This window comes from Shewanella zhuhaiensis (genome assembly GCF_022484835.1).
GTDB lineage: Bacteria > Pseudomonadota > Gammaproteobacteria > Enterobacterales > Shewanellaceae > Shewanella > Shewanella khirikhana.
This window is the reverse complement of sequence record NZ_JAKUDL010000008.1, coordinates 1-20,306: the sequence shown is the minus strand read 5'-3', so window position 1 is coordinate 20,306 and position 20,306 is coordinate 1. Positions and strand designations below refer to the sequence as shown.

The window sequence follows — 20,306 nt, the reverse complement described above, 5'->3', positions numbered from 1 at the left end:
CCCATCCCATGTCTGTGATCACGACTTCCGTAAAACGGCCGGTCACCGTGTGGATGTTTATGCTGGCGGTGATCCTTTTTGGAATGGTTGGCTTTTCCCGTCTGGCAGTGATGCTGCTGCCGGACTTAAGCTACCCCACCGTCACTATCCGCACCCTCTACGACGGCGCCGCGCCGGTTGAAGTAGAACAACTGGTGTCCAAACCCATCGAAGAGTCTGTGGGTGTGGTAAAAGGCCTGCGTAAAATCAGCTCAGTGTCCCGCTCCGGCATGTCCGATGTCATCCTCGAGTTTGAATGGGGAACCGATATGGACATGGCAAGCCTGGAGGTGCGCGAAAAGCTCGATATCATCGCGCTGCCATTGGATGTGCAAAAGCCACTGCTGCTGCGCTTTAACCCCAACCTCGACCCCATCATGCGCGTTGCCCTGTCGCTGGATAACGCCAGTGGCGATGATCTGAAACAGCTGCGCACTTATGCCGATGAAGAGCTTAAGCGTCAGCTCGAAGGTCTGCCCGGCGTTGCAGCCGTACGCCTGTCCGGCGGTCTGGAGCAGGAAGTGCAAATCCTGCTCAATCAGGAACGTCTGGCCCAGCTTGATTTGAGCGCCGAGCAAATTCGCAGCCGGATCGCCGCCGAAAACCTGAACGTGTCGGCCGGTAAAGTGGTTCAGGGCGATAAAGAGTATCTGGTTCGCACCCTTAACCAGTTCAACTCCCTCGAGGAGCTGGGCCAGGTGGTAGTGTACAAAAACGGCCAGAGCCTGGTGCGGCTGTTTGAAGTGGCCACCATTATCGACGGCCACAAAGAGCGCAGCGACATCACCCGCATTGGCGATCGCGAGTCTATCGAGCTTGCCATCTACAAAGAGGGCGATGCCAACACTGTAACCGTTGCTAAAAAGCTGAAGCAGGACATAGCGCGCATCAACGGCAAGGAGCCGCTGGCGAAGATGGAAATCATCTATGACCAGTCTGAGTTTATCGAAAGCGCCGTGAGTGAAGTCACCTCCGCCGCGCTGATAGGCTCTGTGCTGGCAATGCTGGTGATTTACCTGTTCCTGCGCGACATCATACCTACCCTGATTATCTCTATCTCCATTCCGTTTTCGGTGATAGCCACCTTTAACATGATGTATTTTGCGGATATCAGCCTCAACATCATGTCGCTGGGCGGTATTGCGCTGGCGGTGGGCCTGTTGGTGGATAACGCCATTGTGGTGCTTGAAAACATCGACCGTTATCGCAAGCAGGGCCTGAACCGGATGGATGCGGCCATTAAGGGCACCAAGGAAGTCAGCGGCGCCATTTTTGCCTCTACCCTTACCACGCTGGCGGTGTTTGTGCCGCTGGTGTTTGTGGACGGTATTGCCGGCGCCCTCTTCTCCGATCAGGCACTGACAGTGACCTTTGCACTGCTGGCATCACTGCTGGTTGCTCTGACATCCATACCCATGCTGGCATCCCGTGAAGGCTTTAAAGCCCTGCCACCGCTTTTGGATAAAACGCCCAAAGCCAAGCCCGAAGGCAAAATGGGTAAACTCAAGCATTACAGTGCCACTGTGTTCAGCTTCCCGTTTGTGCTGCTGTTCAAGTGGGTACCGGCCATGCTGCTGACCCTGGTGCTGATGCTGACCCGTTTGCTGTCCTGGCTTGCCGGGCTGGTGATGCGACCGCTGTCGTCACTGTTTAACCTGGGTTACCGGGCGCTGGAGGCCATTTATCATCCGCTGCTGGCAGGCGCCCTTAAGGCACGCGTGCTGACCCTGGTGGTGGCTCTTGGCGTGACCGCCAGTGCCGGTTTGCTGCTGCCACGCCTTGGCATGGAGCTTATCCCCAACATGGATCAGGGTGAGTTTTACGTGGAAGTGCTGCTGCCTCCCGGCACCGAAGTGGGCGAGACCGACCGGGTGCTGCAGTATCTGGCCCACGCCATCAAGGACATGCCGGAAGTCAAACACGCCTACAGCCAGGCCGGCAGTGGCGGCCTGATGACATCAGATGTAAGCCGCGGCGGTGAGAACTGGGGCCGCTTGCAGGTGGTACTTAAGGATCACGGCGCCTTTGAGGTGGTCAGCGACAGACTGCGCAGTCAAATTCAGCGTATTCCTGAGCTGGAAGCCAAGCTTAAGTTCCCTGAACTCTTCAGCTTCCGCACCCCACTTGAAATCGAACTGCGCGGCTACGAACTTGGCCTGCTCAAGCAAAGCGCCGATACCCTGGTGCGTGCGCTGGGCGAGTCTGATCGCTTTACCGATATCAACACCAGCCTGCGTGACGGCCAGCCGGAGCTTGCTATTCACTTCGACACCAACCGTCTGGCTGCCCTCGGTTTGGATGCGCCCACAGTGGCCAACCGTATCGCCCAGCGTATCGGCGGCACTGTGGCGAGCAAGTACAGCCTGCGCGACCGTAAAATCGATATTCTGGTGCGTGCCGAAGAAGAAGAGCGCGATCAGGTCAGTGATATCGCCAACATGATTATCAACCCCGATGCGACCACGCCTATCCCGCTGTCAGCGGTGGCGGAAGTATCCCTGGAGCTTGGCCCCTCGGCCATTAACCGCATCAGTCAGCAACGGGTGGCGATTGTGTCTGCCAACCTCGCCTACGGTGATTTGGCTGAAGCTGTCACCGAAGCCCGCAGCATTCTGGCCAGCCAGCAACTGCCCGCCTCGGTGCAGGCGGAATTTGGCGGTCAGAATGAAGAGATGGAGCATTCGTTCCAGTCGCTGAAGATTGCACTCATCCTCGCGGTATTCCTGGTGTATCTGGTGATGGCCAGTCAGTTTGAGTCCTTCCTGCATCCGCTGCTTATCCTGTTCGCCGTGCCCATGGCAGTCAGCGGCAGTGTGTTTGGCCTGTATCTCACCGGCACCCATGTGTCAGTGGTGGTGTTTATCGGCCTTATCATGTTGGCGGGGATTGTGGTGAACAACGCCATCGTGCTGATTGACCGCATTAATCAGCTGCGGGAAGAAGGCATAGACAAGCTGGATGCCATTACTGAGGCGGCCAAGTCACGTCTGCGCCCCATCATGATGACCACCCTGACCACAGTGCTTGGCCTGTTGCCAATGGCCATGGGCCTTGGCGATGGCAGTGAAGTACGTGCGCCCATGGCTATCACGGTGATTTTCGGTCTGGCGCTGTCGACCCTGCTGACACTGGTACTTATTCCAGTGCTCTATGCACTGTTTGACAGAAAAGCCTTTGTGCCCAAAGCGCCACTGGATGGAGATATGGCCTGATGACAATCACTAAACTGGCGGTGCGCCGCCCTGTCACCACGGTCATGGCGTTTGTGGCCATACTGCTGTTTGGTATGGCCTCCAGCCGCCTGCTGCCGCTGGAGCTGTTCCCAGGCATCGACATTCCCCAAATCATGGTGCAGGTGCCCTACAAGGGCTCCACCCCTGCCGAAGTGGAAAGAGACATCACCCGGGTACTGGAAGAGTCCCTCGCCACCATGAGTGGCATCGAGGAGATGACCTCTGAATCGAGCCAGGATGGCGCCTTTATCAGCCTGGACATGAAGTGGGGCGAGAATGTCGCCACCAAGAGCCTCGAAGCCCGCGAGAAGGTGGACGCGGTGCGCCACCTGCTGCCCAAGGATGTGGAGCGGGTGTTTATTCAGCAGTTCTCCACCTCGGACATGCCGATTTTCAACCTGCGTATTTCCAGCGAGCGTGAGCTTTCCGGTGCTTACGATCTGCTGGAAAAGCAGCTGCGTCAGCCACTTGAGCGGGTTGATGGCGTATCTCAGGTCACCCTGTACGGGGTTGAGCAAAAGCAGATAAGTATCCGTGTCGATGCCGACAGGCTGTCCGCCTCGGGCATTTCTGCCGCTGAGCTCAATCGCCGTCTGCAGGCCGAAAACTTCGTGCTCACCGGTGGTGTGCTGCGTCAGCAAGGCTCTGTATATCAGGTGTCTCCCAAGGGCGAATTCCGCTCGCTGGAAGAAATTCAGGCCATAGTGCTCAAGCGTGGCCTGCGTCTGGGTGATATTGCCACTGTGCAGTACGAACTGCCCGAGCGTATCGAGGGGCGCCATCTGGATCAGCGCTATGCCGTGGGTCTGGACGTATTTAAAGAGTCCGGCGCCAACCTGGTGGAGGTCTCCAGCCGGGTGATGCGGGTGATTGAAGAGGTGAAAGCCGACAAGCAGTTTAGCGGCATTAAGCTTTTTATCATGGAAGATCAGGCTGAAGGCGTTAAGTCCTCGCTGTGGGATCTGATGATGGCCGGTCTGATTGGAGCCCTGCTCTCCTTTGCGGTGCTGTACCTGTTCCTGCGCAACATAGGCATGACGCTGATTGTGGTCTCGTCTGTGCCCATCTCCATTTGTATGACGCTGGCAGCCATGTACTTCCTCGGTTACAGCCTTAACATTCTGTCGATGATGGGGCTGCTGCTGGCCGTGGGTATGCTGATTGACAACGCCGTGGTGGTGACCGAGAGCGTATTGCAGGAAAAGCAAAAAGAGCAGCATGAAACCAAAGACAAGGCCGTGCTGGCCGGGGTAGACAAAGTCGCGCTGGCGGTGCTGGCCGGCACTCTGACCACCGCCATTGTGTTCTTCCCCAATATCTTTGGTGCCAAGGTGCAGCTCACCATCTTCCTTGAGCACGTAGCCATTGCCATCTGTATCTCGCTGGGTGCATCGCTGCTGGTTGCCAAAACCCTGATCCCCTTGATGCTGACACATGTGCATATTCATCACGAGGACAAACTCAACAAGTCTGTGGTGCAGCGCTTTTATGAGAAGTCTCTTGGCTGGGTACTGCATCATCCCAAGTGGAGCACCGCCATTGCGCTGCTGATGCTGGCCTCTACCGCGCTGCCCATCAGCATGGTGAAGCAGGATCAGGAAGATGGCTCCAACAAGCAGCGGGTGTTTATCAATTACCAGATTGAAGGCCGCCACTCCCTGGGAGTCACCGAAGCTGTGGTGTCCGAAATGGAAGCCTACCTGTACGCCCATCAGGAAGAGTTCTTTATCGATTCGGTTTACAGCTACTACAACCCCGAGCGGGCAAGCTCCACTGTGCTGTTCAAAAAAGGCGCCGAGTTTGATTTGGAAGCGCTGAAAAAGACCATGCGCGAAGGCTTCCCCAAGTTCTCAATCGCCAAGCCACAATTTGGCTGGAGTAACGACCGTCAGGGCATTCGCATTACCCTCACCGGCCGTTCAACCACTGAGCTGATCCGCCTGAGCGAAGAAGTGATCCCCATGATCTCCGCCATCGAAGGGCTGGAAGATGTGAACTCTGAGGTCAACGGCGCCCAGCAGGAAGTGCTGGTCAAGGTGAACCGTGAAATGGCAGCGCGTCTGGGCACCCAGGCCGGTGACATCGCCCGCAGTATTGCCACCGCCCTGCGCGGTCAGATGCTCAGAAGTTTTCGTCACGACCCGAGCGGTGAAATCCGCATCGAGCTTGCCTACGACAAATCCTGGCAGCAGTCGCTCGAGCGTCTGAAACAGCTGCCGGTGCTGCGAATTGGCGAGCAGGTGTACAGCCTCTCAAGCCTGGCCGAAGTGGAAATCGTGCCGCGCTTCGATACCATACGCCACTATAACCGCAAGACCTCACTGTCGATTGGCGCCAATCTTGAAGGCATCACCACCGAAGAGGCCCAGGAGAAGATCAATCAGGCCATGAGCCATATGAACTTCCCCCACGGTTATGCCTATTCGCTGCGCGGTGGTTTCGAGCGTCAGGATGAAGATCAGCAGTTGATGGTAGTGAACATGCTGCTGGCGGTCGCGATGATTTATATCGTGATGGCGGCGCTGTTCGAGTCACTGCTGCTGCCCTCTGCCATCATTACCTCCATCCTGTTCTCCATCACAGGGGTGTTCTGGGCCCTGTGGCTTACCGGCACACCCAACGGCATTATGGCCATGATTGGCATATTGATTTTGATGGGGATTGTGGTGAACAACGGCATTGTACTGGTTGACCAAATCAACCAGATGACGCCGGAGCTGGATGAACTGTCAGCGACCATACACGCGGTGTGTGTCACCCGTCTGCGGCCGGTGCTGATGACGGTGGGTACCACTGTGCTGGGGCTGGTGCCCCTTGCCATGGGCGACACCCAGATTGGCGGCGGCGGCCCACCTTACTACCCCATGGCCATTGCCATCATAGGTGGTTTGAGCTTCTCCACCCTGACCAGTCTGTATCTGGTGCCCCTGTGTTATCAGGCGCTGTATCGGTTAAGACACAGATCGGCCCAGGGCCTGTGGATGGCAGACAAGCGCGCAAATCGCTTCTTGCCCTGGCTGGCAAAATAACCAAATATAGTGCAAAGACAGAAACAAAGACCGCCGCAACGCGGTCTTTGGCTTATGAGGTAAAACAAAAACTACACGGCTCCCCGTAAGGAAAAGGATAACAAGATGAACAAGTCCCCTCGCCTGCACACACTTTGGCTGCCATCGATGTTGGCGCTGTCGTTTCTGTCCCAGGCAGCCGACGATGACAGGTTTGCCAAAGTCGACATCAAGAGTACCCATCTCAATGCCAGTGCCTGGTTATTTGAAGGCGCCGGCGGCAATATCGGCGTCAGCAGTGGCGATGATGGTATTTTGATTATCGACGATCAGTTTGCGCCGCTGGCCGATAAAATAACCGCCGCGCTTGCGACCACCCCAGGGGCCAAAACCTCCGCCATGCCCAGATATATCATCAACACCCATTACCACGGTGACCATACCGGTGGAAACGGCCACTTCGGGTTACAGGGCACCATTATGGCCCACGATAATGTACTGAAAAGGCTGCAAAGTGACGACAAGACCGCCGCGGCGGCGCTGCCAGTGATCACCTATGAGCAAGGCATCAATATCCGCTTCAACGGCGACACCCTCAAGGTAGTGCACCTTGGCCCGGGTCATACCGATGGCGACAGTGTGGTGTTCTGGCAAAACGCCAATGTGGTCCATATGGGCGACCTGTTTTTTAAAGACCGCTTTCCCTACATAGACCTCGATGCCGGTGGATCTGTGATTGGTTATCGCGACAATGTGGCAGCCGTGCTCGCCATGATAGATGATAAGACGCAGGTCATTCCCGGCCATGGCGAACTTGCCTCCAAAACCGATTTGCTGCGCTTTAAACATATGCTGGATGCCAGTATTAACTGGGCCAAGGCTGCAAAAGAGCAAGGCAAAACCCTGGAGCAAATGACCGCCGACGGCATTCCCAATTATGACAGCTGGAGCTGGCAGTTTATCGACGAAAAGAAGTGGATTGCTACCCTGCACAAGGGATTGGCACACTGATCAGCCATGAGGATGAGCGGCATCGAGCGCGATGCCCTTGGATCAACACATGCTGAACCGGGACAGTTTTGGGATCAAACCTAAACGCTTCCAGGTTCAGCACCCATAACCCTGCAAACAAGGAGTCAGCATGGACAGATTAAGCGGCGGCTGTCACTGCGGCCATATTCGGTATGAAATCAGTAGCATGCCTTTCGATGCCGATTACTGTCACTGCCGTGATTGCCATAAAATCACCGGCGCGCCTGTGAGTGCCTGGGTGGATATCAAAACGACGCAGCTAAGCTGGCATGGCGCCAAGCCAAAGGAATATGCCTCATCGGAAACCATCCGCCGCGGCTTTTGCCCCGAGTGTGGCAGCACCTTGAGTTATCGAAGTACCGCCCATCCTGACTATTTCACTGTAGCAATCGGCTCACTGGACGACCCGGCGCTGATGGCGCCCAAATATCATATCTACACCAAAGACGCGCCGTCCTGGCTGGTGATAGATGACCGCAGCCCACGTTACCCCGGCCCACGCAGCGAAACATCCAAGTAGCAAACCGTGAGCGCGACTGGCGCTGGCGTCTACGACTTGGAAATACCGGCGGTGAGGTTAAAGCGCATTGCCTCTTCAAAGCTCCAGTTAACCGGTACCAAATCTTCCCGGCGCACCAGAGTGGTGACCCCCGCCATTTGATAGGACAGCTGAAACAGCACAGGCACCCAATCCCCTTCGCCAAGGGCCTCAGACAAAGGCTCTGGCGCCTTGTCGGTCATGATAAAGCCCACCACATAACCACCATTGGCCTGCTTTACCAGCACCACCTGTTGGTTCTTGGGCTTGCCATCACGGTTCATCAGCGACGCAATATCGCGAATGCTGCCATAGACCGATTTAAACAGCGGAAAACGCATCAGGGCACGCTCGACCTTGCCCCACAACCACACGATGGGGCTGACGGAAAACAACAGCCCTGCGGCAAACACCAGCGCTATCACCAGCATAAAGCCTTCGCCGATAAACAGCCGTGGCAATCCCACCAGCTCCAGCAGCAATCGGCCCAGTTCATCCAAGGAGACAAACAGAGACCAAAACAGCCACAGGCTCAGCGCCATCGGCAGTACATTCATCAAACCCCGGGTCAGTGTGGTTTTCATGTGTTCCTCGAAAAAGTCTCTGCAAAAAATGGCCGCAAAAAAGCCCGGCTGACGGGCTGATGAGCCGTTATGGTAGCACAGTGGATCGCGCTTTTATCAGCACTCTGTTATAAGAACTCATCTATCACAAATTGGCGGTAACAGCCCTGCTATCCTGTTGTTACTGCGAGCGCTTTTTAGGGGGAAGAATGCGAGTTACCATGTTGGATCATCTGGTACTGACGGTTGCCGATATAGACACAAGTTGCGCCTTTTACAGCAAGGTGCTGGGTATGCGCCATCAGGTGTTTACCGCCACCGACGGCAGCGAGCGCCATGCACTTTACTTTGGCGATCAGAAAATCAACCTGCATCAGTTGGGGCAGGAATTTAAGCCCAACGCCAAGGCTGCCGCCACTGGCACTGCGGATTTGTGCTTTTTGGTGTCTGAGCCGATTGACGGCGTCATAGCCCATTTGACCGGGCTTGGTTTTGCCATAGAAGCCGGACCTGTTGCCCGCAGCGGCGCCACCGGCGCCCTGGATTCGGTGTATATTCGCGACCCGGATGGCAATTTGATTGAGCTTTCCCGCTACCGGGTCGCCTAAGCTGTCTGCTGCTGGCGTTTTGTGGGTATAAAAAAAGGGCCACTAAGGCCCCTTTTTCACCGGCATGAAATCAGCGATTGATGTCTTTTTCCATGTCCTCGTAGGAGGTATGGCGCACATCTTTACCCTTCACATAGTAGATGATGTATTCACAAATGTTCTTGCAGCGATCCCCTACCCGCTCAACGGCACGGGCGGCCCAGAGCACATCAAGCACGCCGGGAATGGAGCGCGGGTCTTCCATCATGTAGGTCATCAGCTGACGGATAATGCCTTCGTATTCTTTATCGAGGCGCGCATCTTCGCGGTGCAGTTCCAGAGCTGATTCCACATCCATCCGCGCCAGCGCATCCAAAGTGGCATGCAGCATGCGGGTGGCGTGTCGACCCATTGACTCAATGCTCACCAGCAGCGGCTGCTGCTGATTGTTGCGCTTCTCCAGCGCAGCCTTGGCGATACGCACACAGGCATCACCAATGCGCTCGAGATCGGCAATGGTTTTGGAGATTGCGATGATAAGACGCAAATCGCTCGCCGCTGGCTGACGCTTGGCGATGATGCGGGTGCACTCTTCATCGATGGCCACTTCCATGCCATTGACCTTGTGGTCACCGTCAATCACCTTTTGCGCAAGCTCGGCATCCAGGCCTCCCAGGGCGTCGAGCGCCTGCTCCAACTGGCGTTCAACCAGGCCACCCATGGCCAGAACGCGGTTACGGATATCGTCCAGCTCGGCATTGAACTGGCCGGAAATGTGCTTATTGGTACTCAGTTTATCCATGAGAATTCAGCTGCCTCTTGCTGTTAACCGTAACGGCCGGTGATGTAGTCTTCCGTCTTGCGCTGGGACGGTGTGGTAAAGATGGTGTTGGTGTCGGCGTATTCCACCAGTTCGCCCATGTACATAAAGGCGGTCTGATCCGACACCCGCGCGGCCTGTTGCATGTTGTGGGTTACGATAACCACTGTGTACTTGGTCTTAAGCTCGGTAATGAGCTCTTCGATGGTCAGGGTGGAGATAGGGTCCAGCGCCGAAGTAGGTTCGTCCAGCAGCAAAACTTCCGGCTCGATGGCAATGGCGCGGGCAATCACCAGACGCTGCTGCTGACCACCGGACAGGCCGAAGGCGTTATCGTGCAGCCGGTCTTTCACTTCATCCCAAATCGCTGCGCCGCGCAAGGAGCGCTCACAGGCCTCATCCAGCTCGCGGCGATTGTTGATACCCTGCAGGCGCAGGCCATAAACCACGTTTTCGTAGATGGACTTGGGGAACGGATTGGGGCGCTGGAACACCATGCCGACGTTACGGCGCAGCGCAGCCACATCCACGGCTTTGTCGTAGATGTTCTGGCCGTGCAGGCGGATTTCGCCGCTGATGTTGCAGTTGTCCACCAGATCGTTCATGCGATTGATGCAACGCAGCAGGGTCGACTTACCACAGCCGCTGGGGCCGATAAAGGCCGTCACCCGCTTCTTGGGGATCTTCATCGACACATCAAACAGCGCCTGCTTGGTGCCATAGTGCAAATTCAGGTTGTGGATCTCCAGAGCCGTTTCCGACGCGGGCAGATTTTCCAGATCCAGGGCTTCGGTTTTCATTACTGAGCTGTCTATCGAAATCATATTCTGTACCAATTTTCAGGATAATCGCCGGATTATCAATGCTCAAGAGAGCGGTATTTCTCACGCAGGTGATTACGTACACTGATGGCGGTCAAATTGAGCGCCACAATCACGGACACCAGCAGGAAGGAGGTGGCATACACCAGCGGGCGCGCCGCCTCCACGTTGGGGCTCTGGAAGCCCACGTCGTAAATATGGAAACCCAGGTGCATGAACTTACGGTCCAGGTGCACAAAGGGGAAATTCATGTCAACTGGCAGGGTTGGGGCAAGCTTCACCACACCCACCAACATCAGCGGCGCCACTTCACCGGCGGCGCGGGCCACGGCCAAAATCAGACCGGTCATAATCGCCGGGCTTGCCATAGGAATAACAATCCGCCACAGGGTTTCGGCCTTGGTGGCACCGAGGGCCAGACTGCCCTGACGCACGGCGCTGGGGATACGTGACAGGCCTTCTTCGGTAGATACAATCACCACCGGCAGAGTCAGAATGGCAAGCGTCAGTGCCGACCAAATCACCCCGGGTGAGCCAAAGGTAGGCGATGGCAGTGCTTCGGGGTAGAACAGCTGGTCGATGGAGCCACCGAGCATGTACACAAAGAAGCCCAGACCGAACACGCCGTACACAATGGATGGCACACCGGCTAAGTTAATCACCGCAATGCGGATCATCTTGGTCAGCGGGCCTTTCTTGGCATATTCGTGCATGTAAATGGCAGCAATCACGCCGAATGGGGTCACAATCACCGCCATCAGCAGCACCATAAATACGGTACCGAAAATCGCCGGGAATACGCCGCCCTCGGTGTTGGCTTCGCGGGGATCGGCGCTGATAAAATTGGCGACACCGCTGAACCAGTGCCCCAGCTTGCCCATAAAACCGAGACGGTTGGCGTAGGTAACGTCCAGCACGCTGTCGAGCTTGAGCACCACTTCTTCGCCGCGCATATCACGCACAATCACGCTGTCTCTGCCCGCTTCATCGCGCAGGGCAAACAGTTCTTTTTCCAGCACCAGGTAGTCGGCTTCCAGCTTCTTACGGGCCGAGGCAAATTCCTGCTTCTTGCTGTCGGTCAGCTCGCCATCGAGTTCGGCGCGGCGCTCTTTCAGGCGCAGGCGCTCAAGCTCGTAGTTAATGGCGCCAATATCGCGCTTTTGCAGCGCAGTAGCACGGTCACTGATTTCAACGGCGCGCTCAATGTGCTCTTCCAGCGAGTGCTGCACATCGGTGAGCTCCAGACGCTTACCATCTTCAATCACAGCAACAGGATAACCGTAGAAGTTACCGTTTTTGCTGCGCTCAAGTCTGGCCAGCCCTTCCGGGGTATCGCGGGAAACAATGTCAGTTGCCAGCACCCAGCGGAAATCCAGCCCTACGAACTCACGGTTACCGGTTTTCACCAGATAGCGGGTCACAAACTCGCCCGGATGCTCGGCAAACTCTACACCGGCGGTGATCAGGCGCTCGGTTGGCACCTGTTCACTGTCGTAGATTTCACCAATCAGGGTGGACTCAACGCCCTTGGCATCACGCAGCTGCCACTGATAGATATCGGCAGGCCAGAAGTAGGACAGACCACGCCAGGCAATGAGCAGCAGCAGACCCAGTACGGCGATAAGACTGAGGCTCACCGCGCCGCCTGTCATCCAAATCCAGGGGGAACCCGATTTAAACCACTTACCCATAGTGCTGTCCCCAACTCAAATCAAAGCATTCCATCTTGAATTCATTCCTGCTTACAGCGAGCTGTAACGCTCACGCAGACGCTGACGTACAACCTCAGCTACTGTGTTGAAAATAAAGGTAAAGACAAAGAGTACAAAGGCCGCGAGGAACAACACACGGTAGTGGCTGCTGCCAATGGCCGACTCAGGCATTTCCACCGCAATGTTCGCCGCCAGGGTACGCATACCTTCAAACACGCTCCATTCCATAATGGCGGTGTTACCGGTTGCCATCAGTACAATCATGGTTTCACCTACGGCGCGGCCAAGACCCATCATGATGGCTGAGAAGATACCGGGGCTGGCGGTCAGCAGCACTACCCGGGTAAGGGTCTGCCACTGGGTTGCGCCCAGAGCCAGACTGCCGTTGGACAGATGACGCGGCACCGAGAAAATAGCGTCTTCGGCGATGGAGAAAATGGTTGGGATAACCGCAAAGCCCATGGCAATGCCCACCACCAGCGCGTTACGTTGGTCGAAGGTGATCCCAAGCTCGTTGGTAATAAACTGGCGGGTATCGCCGTGGAAGAACAGCACTTCCAGGGTCGGGCTGATGGCAAATGACAGATAACCCACAAGACACAGCACAGGCACCAGCATCAATTCCTGATATGCCTCAGGCAGACGCTGTTTCCAGCGACCTGGCAGCTTGCTCCAGCCAAAGGCGCTCAGCAGAATCGAGGCCGGCAGCAGAATCAGCATCACCAAAATGCCCGGCAGGTGCTCTTCAATCAGCGGCGCCAGCCACAGACCGGCAAGGAAACCCAGAATAACGGTTGGCAGGGCTTCCATAATTTCGATGGTGGGTTTCACAATGCCGCGCACCTTGGGCGACATAAAGTAAGCGGTGTAAATGGCACCGGCAATGGCCAGCGGCACCGCAAACAACATGGCATAAAGCGCCGCTTTCATGGTGCCGAATGCCAGTGGCATCAGGCTGAGTTTGGCCTCAAAGTCATCGGAACCCGAGGTAGACTGCCACACAAATTGCGGCTCTGGGTAGCCTTCGTACCACACCTTATTCCACAGGGCGCTCCAGCTCACCTCTGGGTGGGCGTTGTCCACTGCAAACAGATGCAGCTTGTTACCGGCATCCACAACCAGTGCGTTGGAGCGGGGGCTAAAGCCCAGCGCCTGGGGCTTGGCAATATCGAACTTTTCGCTTAACAGCTCACGCTGACTGGTGGTGTACAGCAGTGTCAGGCGGCCATCATCGGTGACGGTGGCAAAGCTTTTGCGGTAGAACTCGGTGCCCACGGACTCAATGTGGCCCAGGCCTTTGAAGTCGCGGATTTCACGGTACAGACGGCCCTTGTCACTGCTGACCTGGAAGTACTGCACCATTTCACCGTTGTCGTAAGCCAGCAGCAGCGAACTTGCACCTGAGAGCAGCGATACGCCGGTAAGACGGCTCTTGGCACGGCCGGCATCAATCACCTGCATCAGCGAAGGCTCTTCGGCATCGCGGATGTCATACACAAAAATCTTGTTGCCGGAGCGCAGCATCAACTGACGCTGATCCGGCGTCATCAACTGCTGCTCAACCTGAGATGGCGCATCCGGCAGCGAGGCGCTGCTGTTGGTCCATTCAATCTCTTCGGTGAGCAGGTTCTCCTCCCCTTCAAGGCGAGTCAGCTGCCATTCACCCTCGCCATTAAAGGCCACGGTTAACTGCTCATTGGTACGGCCAAAAGCAAACTGACTGATAGGGGCGCCGGACTGGCTAATCACCAGCTCGCCATCCTGACTCAGGCGGCGAAGGCGTGGAGTTATCATGCGGCGGTTGTCCGGATAGGTTACTCCGAACTCCACCCGGTAGAGTTGCAGCTCACCATTTGACAGCCCCAGCGCAAAGCTTTGCTCATGGGGAACTGAGGCGGCAGAACTGACAACGGTCACACCCGCTGGCAGCTCAGGCTGAACAGTCTCTGCCAGTTCACCGCTGGCGCGGTAAAACTGTACCTGACCGTCAGTGCCAACCCGGAACAGCAATTCATTTTGCTCATCGCTGCCCACCATCAGCGCCGGGGCACTGTTATCGGCATAAGGAATGGCGGTGCGTTCGCTCACCGAAGCACCATCAAAAATCGGTTTCACCACATAAAGCAGGTAAAAGAAGATCAACAAAAGGGCCACGAACACCATCACGCCGCCAACACTGACGCCGATTGCCGTTGCCTTGTCCTTGAGGGCGCGTCGCCCCGTGCCCCTGCCTGCCAGTATGCTGGCAGCCATTTCAGGCTTAGTGACCTGAATTTCCATTCATAACCTCTGATTGATTGGCCTGAGCTCTTTTCGCTGGGCATGCCCGTTAGCCTGTGCTAACTATACTTATCCGGGTCACACCCAACTTGGGATGGGCGCATTATATGACGCCAATATGACAGTTGTGTTACGCCAGCGCCAATTCACTGGCAAAAATACGCAGCCATCAAAGACGCCATTTTCTAGCAAACACAAGGAGTAAGCGAGCGATGCTGAGATACCTCATCACCCTGCAGGCCCCGGACAGAACCGGGTTGGTGGAACAGATTGCCCACGCGGTGAGCCGCCATGGTGGCAATTGGCTGGATTCTGAGCTGCGCCATATCGACGGCATCTTCGCCGCCATCATAGTGCTGGAAATCCCGGCGGATAACTGGGACGGCCTGATTGAGAACCTCGAATGTATCGAGGGCCTGACCCTCACCCACGCCAGTACCCGTGCGGCCAAGCGCCCCACCCACAAGCGCAGCTATACCCTTGTGGCCTACGACAGACCGGGACTGGTGCTTGAAATATCAAATAAAATCAATGCACTGGGCATTAATATCGAGCACTTTTCGACCCAGCTTGAAAGCGCAAGTCACACAGGCGTGCCACTGTTCAGAGCAACCTTTGTGCTTGGATTGGAAGAGCTTGGCAAGCAGGAACTGCTGGCCGAATCCCTGTATTTGATTGGCGATGATGTGCTGCTGGATCAGCTTGTCAGCGAATAAGTCTGATAATCGCGAGGAAAGCCGACCCAGCAACCGGATGCATTGAAAGCGGCAGTTTATGCCGCTTTTTGATGGCGGGATTTAACCAGATACCTTAGTGGCACCTGGCTTATCAGCATCCCGACCAACATCAGGCCACAGCCAAACAGCGCCCGGCCAGACAGGCTTTCATCGAGAAACAGCATACCGCCAATGGCAGCAAACACAGTCTCCAAACTCAGGATGATGGCCGCATGGGCCGGATGGGCATGTTTTTGCGCCAGTACCTGCAGGGTGTACGCCACCCCAACCGACACCACGCCCGCATAGGCCAGCGCCGCCCAGGCCGCCTGAATACCTTCCACCGTGGTGGTTTCAAGCACCAAAGACACCCCAAAGCTTGCCAGAGCACACACCAAAAACTGACCACAGGCCAGCACCACCGGGGCCACCCGGGCGGCAAAATGATCCACCGCCAGAATGTGCATCGCCCAGAAGAGCGCGCCAATCAGCTGCAAACCATCGCCATAAGAGATACTGAAATCATCGCCCACGCTTAAAAAATACAGTCCCACCACGGCCACGGCGCAGCCAAGCCAGGTGTTAAGGCCGGTACTGTGTTTCAGCGCCAGCCCCAGCACGGGCACCAGCACAATGTAGAGCCCGGTGATAAATCCGGCGTTGGCCGCAGTGGTGTGCAAAAGCCCCACCTGCTGGAACGAAGCAGCAATAAACAAAATGCCGCCACATCCCAGGGCACCGGCAAAAGCCCTGCGTAAAAAATCTTTGTCAGACAAACCTTTCAGACGGCCCTGACGTTTCATCATCCAGATAAGTGGCAGCAAACTCAGTGCGCCAATCACAAAGCGCAGGCCATTAAAAGCAAACGGCTCGAGATGGTCCATCCCAAGCCGCTGCGCCACAAAGCCAAAACCCCAAATGGCCGCAGCCAGCAATAACATCAAATTGGCCACACTTCCCCCAAAATTTCAAAACCTACAGCGAGCGGCTATTCTGCCGAGCCGGCAAACGATTTACAACGTCATGTGCAGAATAAAAAACGGCGCCCGATTCGGCGATAAGCCGGGGCGCCAGAAAGGACAAGCACAAAATGTCTCTTCCCTGAGACAAGGCAGACACAAACCGGATCAGCGGTAAAACCTCCTGAAAAACAAACCTTACAAAGTAAATGCCGACGCAATTAGCGGCCGGTCGTTAACCCGGGCAATGCAGCACGCTCACCGGGCGCCCAAAGCCAGGCGGCGCCCCGAACGCCGGACGAGGCGCCGTGGCGATTTTTCACTACCGCGGTGGCGCACTCGCCGCCAAGCACATATTTGGGCAGCAGCGCTGGCAAACATTCGTAAATCAAATCAATGTTGGATACCCCGCCGCCCAGCACTATCACATCCGGGTCCAGGGTATTAATCACATGGGCCAGCGCCCGGGCCAAGCGGTCGATAAAGCGGCCAAATGCAGCCTCGGCCAAAGGATCGCCCTTCGTCATCAGTGCCACAATTTCAATGCCGCTCGCCGCCTCACCGCCGTGGGCACGAAAGTCACGCACAAAGCCGGTGCCGGACACAAAGGTCTCGATACAATCGGCATTGCCGCAAAAACAGCGGGTGGAGTTGAACTCCTCCGGCGTCATCCAGGGCAAGGGGTTATGGCCCCACTCACCACCAATACCGTTACCGCCGGCGTGCACCTTATGATGAATGGCAATGCCCGCGCCGCAGCCGGTGCCGAGAATGGCGCCGAACACCACGCCCTTGCCGGCGCCGCCGCCGTCCACCGCCTCTGACACCGCAAAGCAGTTGGCGTCATTGGCAATGCGCACTTCGCGGCACAGCATGGCCCCCAGATCTTTGTCCATCGGCTGGCCGTTGAGCCAGACCGCGTTGGAATTTTTCACCCTACCGGTGACCGACGACACTACCCCGGGGATCCCTATGCCAATGCTGGACACCCGGCCGGTCTCGCTCTCGGAGTCACGCACCAGTGATGCCACCGCCTCCAGTGTGGCGCGGTAATCTTTAGGCGTAGGCACCCGCTTTCGAAACACCTCTTCGCCACTGTCGTTTAATGTCACCAACTCAATCTTGGTGCCGCCCAAATCTATCCCACTGCGATACATACTGCTCTCCAAAGAAGGTTGGTGGTTAACGTGGCATTGCTTCAGCTTGACCACATTCCGCCAACAGGATATTCGCCGCCGACGCCGCGCCGGCTTCTTCGATGGCTACATTGGCCAGGGTGAGCGCATCACCGGCGCCCAGGGTTAGCGTCATAGGACTGAAAACCCGACCAAGTTCATTTACGCCGAGGCCAAAGCAGCCAAGGGGCACCTGATATCGGCGCCATTTGGCATCGGCCACCAGGGACGCGGCAAGATTCAGGGTCTGACCACAATTCCCTTCGCATTGCATCGACAGCTCCGCCTGGGCTGGCACCGACTCCAGCGCAGCGTCGAAGCCAAGCACCGCCGTTTTACGGTTAAAGCGGCGCAAGTCCATCGGGAAATCATCCCGGAAACTCAAGCGGCCAGCGGCTGCAAAGCTGAAACGGCGCGCATCTTCCTGCACCTCACGGTTGATACTTCTGACCGACCAGGGGCCCTGTTGCCACACTCCGGCACCCACTCGGTGCATGCCGGTGTCATCGCCCACGGCCAAATGCCAGGGAGCCTTGATGGCCTTATCAAAAATCGCCAGCCTCGACGGCGCAGTCTCAGCGCCGCTGGACTCATCCAGTTTGGTAAGCCTTGCATCGCTTTGATAATCAAAGCCTTGCCACAGCTCAAACAGCACCCCTTGCGGTTTTTCCTCACTCTGCCAGCCATCGGCATCCGGGGTTGCAGGCCAGGGAAATGGCAGCCGTCCAATAAAGTCCGCTCTGGGTTTGGCATCTTTGTCACCAATCAGTACATCGGCAACACCGGCGCCTTCACTGCCGGGCAGCCAGGCAGCCACAAAGGCATCGGACGCATTCAGCTCGGGATTGACCCACAAAGGTCTGCCTGTCAAAAACACCGACACCAGCGGTAAACCGGCTGCCCTGACCCGCTTCAGCATCGCCAGATCGCGCTTGTCACCGCGCTGATATTCAAGATTGTCCAGGTCGCCATTGCCCTCGGCATAGGGTGACTCTCCAAATACGGCGAGCACAAGATCCGGAGTAAAGTCAGCAGGAATACTGCCGTCCACACTAAGACGCGCCTCGCCGCCCCCTGCTTTCAACGCATCCTTGATACCGGCAAAAATACTGGTGGCGCCGGGGAAATCTGCATTGGTTACTTCCGTCCCTTGCCAGGTCATGCTCCAGCCACCGGTCTGCTGGGGGATATTGTCAGCCCCCTCGCCTATCACCAGCACCCGGACAGATGACTTGATTGGCAGTAGTGGCGACCCTTCCACCGGATTGTTTTTCAGCAGCACCAGCGACTCGGCCACCGCCTGACGGGCCAGAGCCCTGTGCTCAGGATGACCAATCAGGCTGGCATCACCGGCAAAGGGGCGCTTCGATGGCGACAAACCATCAAACAGCCCGGCGCGCAGCTTGACCCGAAGAATACGTTTTACCGCATCATCGAGACGCGACGCCGGCACAGCACCGGCTTTTACATCGGCTATGGTGTTGGGATACAGCGCCTTCCAGCTGTCGCCGGGCGCCATCAAAATATCGACCCCTGCGTTAATGGCGGCCGCGCAGCGCTCGTAACTGCAGCCGGGCACAAAGCCATGTCCCAGCCAGTCACCCACGACTACACCATCGAAGCCAAGCCGGTTTTTAAGCACCTCGGTCAGTAAATAGTGACTGCCGTGCAGCTTTTCGCCGTTCCAGCTGTTGAACGACGCCATTACAGTTTGCACCCCTTGCGCCAGTGCGCCCACATAGCCCTGGCCGTGACGGCCAGCAAGGGTGGCTTCATCCACCCGGGTGTCGCCCCGGTCGTCACCATTCTCAGTGCCGCCATCGCCAATAAAGTGCTTGGCTGTGGCCAGGGTGTGAGCGCCATCGAGCCAGCTATCACCCTCGCCCTGCATCCCAGCCACAAAGGCGCGGGCGTAGCGCTCAATCAGCTGTGGATCGCGGGCGTAGCCTTCGTAACTGCGGCCCCAGCGCAGGTTATCCACCAGGGCGACTGTGGGTGCAAACACCCAGTCGATGCCAGTGGCACGCACTTCCCTGGCGGTAGTCGCCGCGATGGCTTTAATAAGCGCCGGATTTTGGGTTGCGCCCAGACCAATGTTGTGGGGAAACAGGGTCGCGCCAAACACGTTGCCGTGGCCATGCACCGCATCTGTGCCCCAAAGCGGCGGAATGGCCGTGCCATCGAGACTTGCATCCATCGCAGCCTCGTACATGGCATCGGCAAGGGTCACCCAATCCGCTGCCCGGGCCTGACTGTTATTACCGGGGAATGAGCCGCCACCATTCAAAAAGGAGCCGAATCCCACCCGGCGCATGTCCTCAACGCTGAAGTCACGGATTTCCGGCTGGATGATTTGCGCAACCTTTTGCTCAAGGCTCATCTGCGACAGCAATGTCTCCACTCTGGCTTCCAGCGCCGCATCCACAGGTGCGCGATACACTCCTTGTGGCCAAACGTCGAGGCTGGTGTTGATGTGCCGCGATTCAGTGCCGCTGGCACCTGTACTTGTTGCGCTTATTGCCGTTGTCGAGGCTGCAGCGACCGAGAGTCCAAGCACACTGCCAATTACAGCTGCCGTTCGGGAAAGCCTGAGTCTCATGCTGGCTCCCCCACCGGCGTTGAGCCCTTGAGGCCGTAATAGAGGATGTAGGCATAACACAGCACCGGCAGCAGGAAGGACACCGACAGCCCCGCCGCATCGGCAATCAGCCCCTGCGCCAATGGCACTATGGCGCCACCGACGATAGCCAGACACAGGATACCGCTGCCCTGAGCCGTTGCCGGGCCTAAGTTTTTCAGCGCCAGACTGAAAATAGTCGGGAA

Annotated in this window: 14 protein-coding genes and 1 pseudogene; 6 read left to right on the top strand and 9 right to left on the bottom strand. The window is 56.7% G+C overall.

Annotated elements, in window-relative coordinates:
* Nucleotides 1–8 precede the first annotated feature (8 nt).
* The 4 genes from MJ923_RS17755 to MJ923_RS17740 all read left to right on the top strand — a co-directional run bounded on the left by MJ923_RS17755 (nucleotide 9) and on the right by MJ923_RS17740 (nucleotide 7,832).
* Nucleotides 9–3,251, top strand: coding sequence for an efflux RND transporter permease subunit (locus tag MJ923_RS17755; RefSeq protein WP_240592242.1), 3,243 nt, complete (start codon nucleotides 9–11; stop codon nucleotides 3,249–3,251).
* The gene (locus tag MJ923_RS17750) at nucleotides 3,251–6,301 is read left to right on the top strand and encodes an efflux RND transporter permease subunit (RefSeq protein ID WP_240592241.1); all 3,051 of its coding nucleotides are present in this window, start codon (nucleotides 3,251–3,253) and stop codon (nucleotides 6,299–6,301) included. The genes MJ923_RS17755 and MJ923_RS17750 overlap by 1 nt, the downstream gene beginning before the upstream one ends.
* Nucleotides 6,302–6,406: 105 nt before the next feature.
* A complete protein-coding gene (locus MJ923_RS17745) occupies nucleotides 6,407–7,291 on the top strand; it encodes an MBL fold metallo-hydrolase (RefSeq protein ID WP_240592240.1) in 885 nt (294 codons plus the stop codon).
* Nucleotides 7,292–7,421: 130 nt separating this feature from the next.
* A complete protein-coding gene (locus MJ923_RS17740; protein WP_240592239.1) occupies nucleotides 7,422–7,832 on the top strand; it encodes a GFA family protein in 411 nt (136 codons plus the stop codon).
* 29 nt (nucleotides 7,833–7,861) lie between these two features.
* Here the strand turns inward: MJ923_RS17740 and MJ923_RS17735 are convergent, their stop codons facing one another.
* On the bottom strand, nucleotides 7,862–8,434 hold the full coding sequence (locus MJ923_RS17735; protein WP_240592238.1) for a DUF502 domain-containing protein: 573 nt from the start codon (nucleotides 8,432–8,434) through the stop codon (nucleotides 7,862–7,864).
* 188 nt (nucleotides 8,435–8,622) lie between these two features.
* Between MJ923_RS17735 and MJ923_RS17730 the strand changes: the two genes are divergently transcribed.
* A complete protein-coding gene (locus MJ923_RS17730; RefSeq protein WP_240592237.1) occupies nucleotides 8,623–9,021 on the top strand; it encodes a VOC family protein in 399 nt (132 codons plus the stop codon).
* A 70-nt stretch (nucleotides 9,022–9,091) separates the two neighbouring features.
* Here the strand turns inward: MJ923_RS17730 and phoU are convergent, their stop codons facing one another.
* The 4 genes from phoU to MJ923_RS17710 are packed head-to-tail and all read right to left on the bottom strand — an operon-like array spanning nucleotide 9,092 to nucleotide 14,633.
* Nucleotides 9,092–9,802, bottom strand: coding sequence for a phosphate signaling complex protein PhoU (phoU, locus tag MJ923_RS17725; protein WP_240592236.1), 711 nt, complete (start codon nucleotides 9,800–9,802; stop codon nucleotides 9,092–9,094).
* Nucleotides 9,803–9,825: 23 nt separating this feature from the next.
* On the bottom strand, nucleotides 9,826–10,644 hold the full coding sequence (pstB, locus tag MJ923_RS17720; protein ID WP_126166567.1) for a phosphate ABC transporter ATP-binding protein PstB: 819 nt from the start codon (nucleotides 10,642–10,644) through the stop codon (nucleotides 9,826–9,828).
* A gap of 35 nt (nucleotides 10,645–10,679) precedes the next feature.
* Nucleotides 10,680–12,332 (bottom strand): phosphate ABC transporter permease PstA, encoded by a 1,653-nt coding sequence (pstA, locus tag MJ923_RS17715; RefSeq protein ID WP_240592235.1) that lies wholly within the window; start codon nucleotides 12,330–12,332, stop codon nucleotides 10,680–10,682.
* A 51-nt stretch (nucleotides 12,333–12,383) separates the two neighbouring features.
* Nucleotides 12,384–14,633 (bottom strand): ABC transporter permease subunit, encoded by a 2,250-nt coding sequence (locus tag MJ923_RS17710; RefSeq protein ID WP_240592234.1) that lies wholly within the window; start codon nucleotides 14,631–14,633, stop codon nucleotides 12,384–12,386.
* Between the two features lie 212 nt (nucleotides 14,634–14,845).
* Between MJ923_RS17710 and MJ923_RS17705 the strand changes: the two genes are divergently transcribed.
* Entirely contained in the window at nucleotides 14,846–15,349 is a 504-nt protein-coding gene (locus MJ923_RS17705) for a glycine cleavage system transcriptional repressor (protein WP_126166564.1), read from the top strand.
* Between the two features lie 56 nt (nucleotides 15,350–15,405).
* On the opposite strand, the gene MJ923_RS17700 is transcribed toward MJ923_RS17705, so the two are convergent.
* The 4 genes and pseudogenes from MJ923_RS17700 to MJ923_RS17685 all read right to left on the bottom strand — a co-directional run.
* Nucleotides 15,406–16,290, bottom strand: coding sequence for a DMT family transporter (locus MJ923_RS17700; RefSeq protein WP_240592346.1), 885 nt, complete (start codon nucleotides 16,288–16,290; stop codon nucleotides 15,406–15,408).
* Nucleotides 16,291–16,529: 239 nt separating this feature from the next.
* Nucleotides 16,530–17,465 carry a fructokinase gene (gene mak, locus MJ923_RS17695; protein WP_240592233.1) on the bottom strand — a complete coding sequence of 312 codons (936 nt, stop codon included), beginning with the start codon at nucleotides 17,463–17,465 and terminating at the stop codon, nucleotides 16,530–16,532.
* A gap of 25 nt (nucleotides 17,466–17,490) precedes the next feature.
* Nucleotides 17,491–20,082, bottom strand: a complete 2,592-nt coding sequence (locus MJ923_RS17690) for a glycoside hydrolase family 3 protein (protein ID WP_240592232.1) — start codon at nucleotides 20,080–20,082, stop codon at nucleotides 17,491–17,493.
* Nucleotides 20,079–20,306, bottom strand: a pseudogene (locus tag MJ923_RS17685) (glucose/galactose MFS transporter); the annotation flags it as partial. The gene MJ923_RS17690 and the pseudogene MJ923_RS17685, both read right to left, overlap by 4 nt.

Excerpts from the sequence above, each read along its gene's own strand:
- MJ923_RS17700 (WP_240592346.1), bottom strand. The coding sequence starts at position 16,290 with ATGTTATTGCTGGCTGCGGCCATTTGGGGTTTTGGCTTTGTGGCGCAG.
- mak (WP_240592233.1), bottom strand. The coding sequence starts at position 17,465 with ATGTATCGCAGTGGGATAGATTTGGGCGGCACCAAGATTGAGTTGGTG.
- MJ923_RS17705 (WP_126166564.1), top strand. The coding sequence starts at position 14,846 with ATGCTGAGATACCTCATCACCCTGCAGGCCCCGGACAGAACCGGGTTG.
- MJ923_RS17750 (WP_240592241.1), top strand. The coding sequence starts at position 3,251 with ATGACAATCACTAAACTGGCGGTGCGCCGCCCTGTCACCACGGTCATG.
- pstA (WP_240592235.1), bottom strand. The coding sequence starts at position 12,332 with ATGGGTAAGTGGTTTAAATCGGGTTCCCCCTGGATTTGGATGACAGGC.
- phoU (WP_240592236.1), bottom strand. The coding sequence starts at position 9,802 with ATGGATAAACTGAGTACCAATAAGCACATTTCCGGCCAGTTCAATGCC.
- MJ923_RS17690 (WP_240592232.1), bottom strand. The coding sequence starts at position 20,082 with ATGAGACTCAGGCTTTCCCGAACGGCAGCTGTAATTGGCAGTGTGCTT.
- MJ923_RS17710 (WP_240592234.1), bottom strand. The coding sequence starts at position 14,633 with ATGGAAATTCAGGTCACTAAGCCTGAAATGGCTGCCAGCATACTGGCA.
- MJ923_RS17745 (WP_240592240.1), top strand. The coding sequence starts at position 6,407 with ATGAACAAGTCCCCTCGCCTGCACACACTTTGGCTGCCATCGATGTTG.
- pstB (WP_126166567.1), bottom strand. The coding sequence starts at position 10,644 with ATGATTTCGATAGACAGCTCAGTAATGAAAACCGAAGCCCTGGATCTG.
- MJ923_RS17740 (WP_240592239.1), top strand. The coding sequence starts at position 7,422 with ATGGACAGATTAAGCGGCGGCTGTCACTGCGGCCATATTCGGTATGAA.
- MJ923_RS17735 (WP_240592238.1), bottom strand. The coding sequence starts at position 8,434 with ATGAAAACCACACTGACCCGGGGTTTGATGAATGTACTGCCGATGGCG.
- MJ923_RS17755 (WP_240592242.1), top strand. The coding sequence starts at position 9 with ATGTCTGTGATCACGACTTCCGTAAAACGGCCGGTCACCGTGTGGATG.
- MJ923_RS17730 (WP_240592237.1), top strand. The coding sequence starts at position 8,623 with ATGCGAGTTACCATGTTGGATCATCTGGTACTGACGGTTGCCGATATA.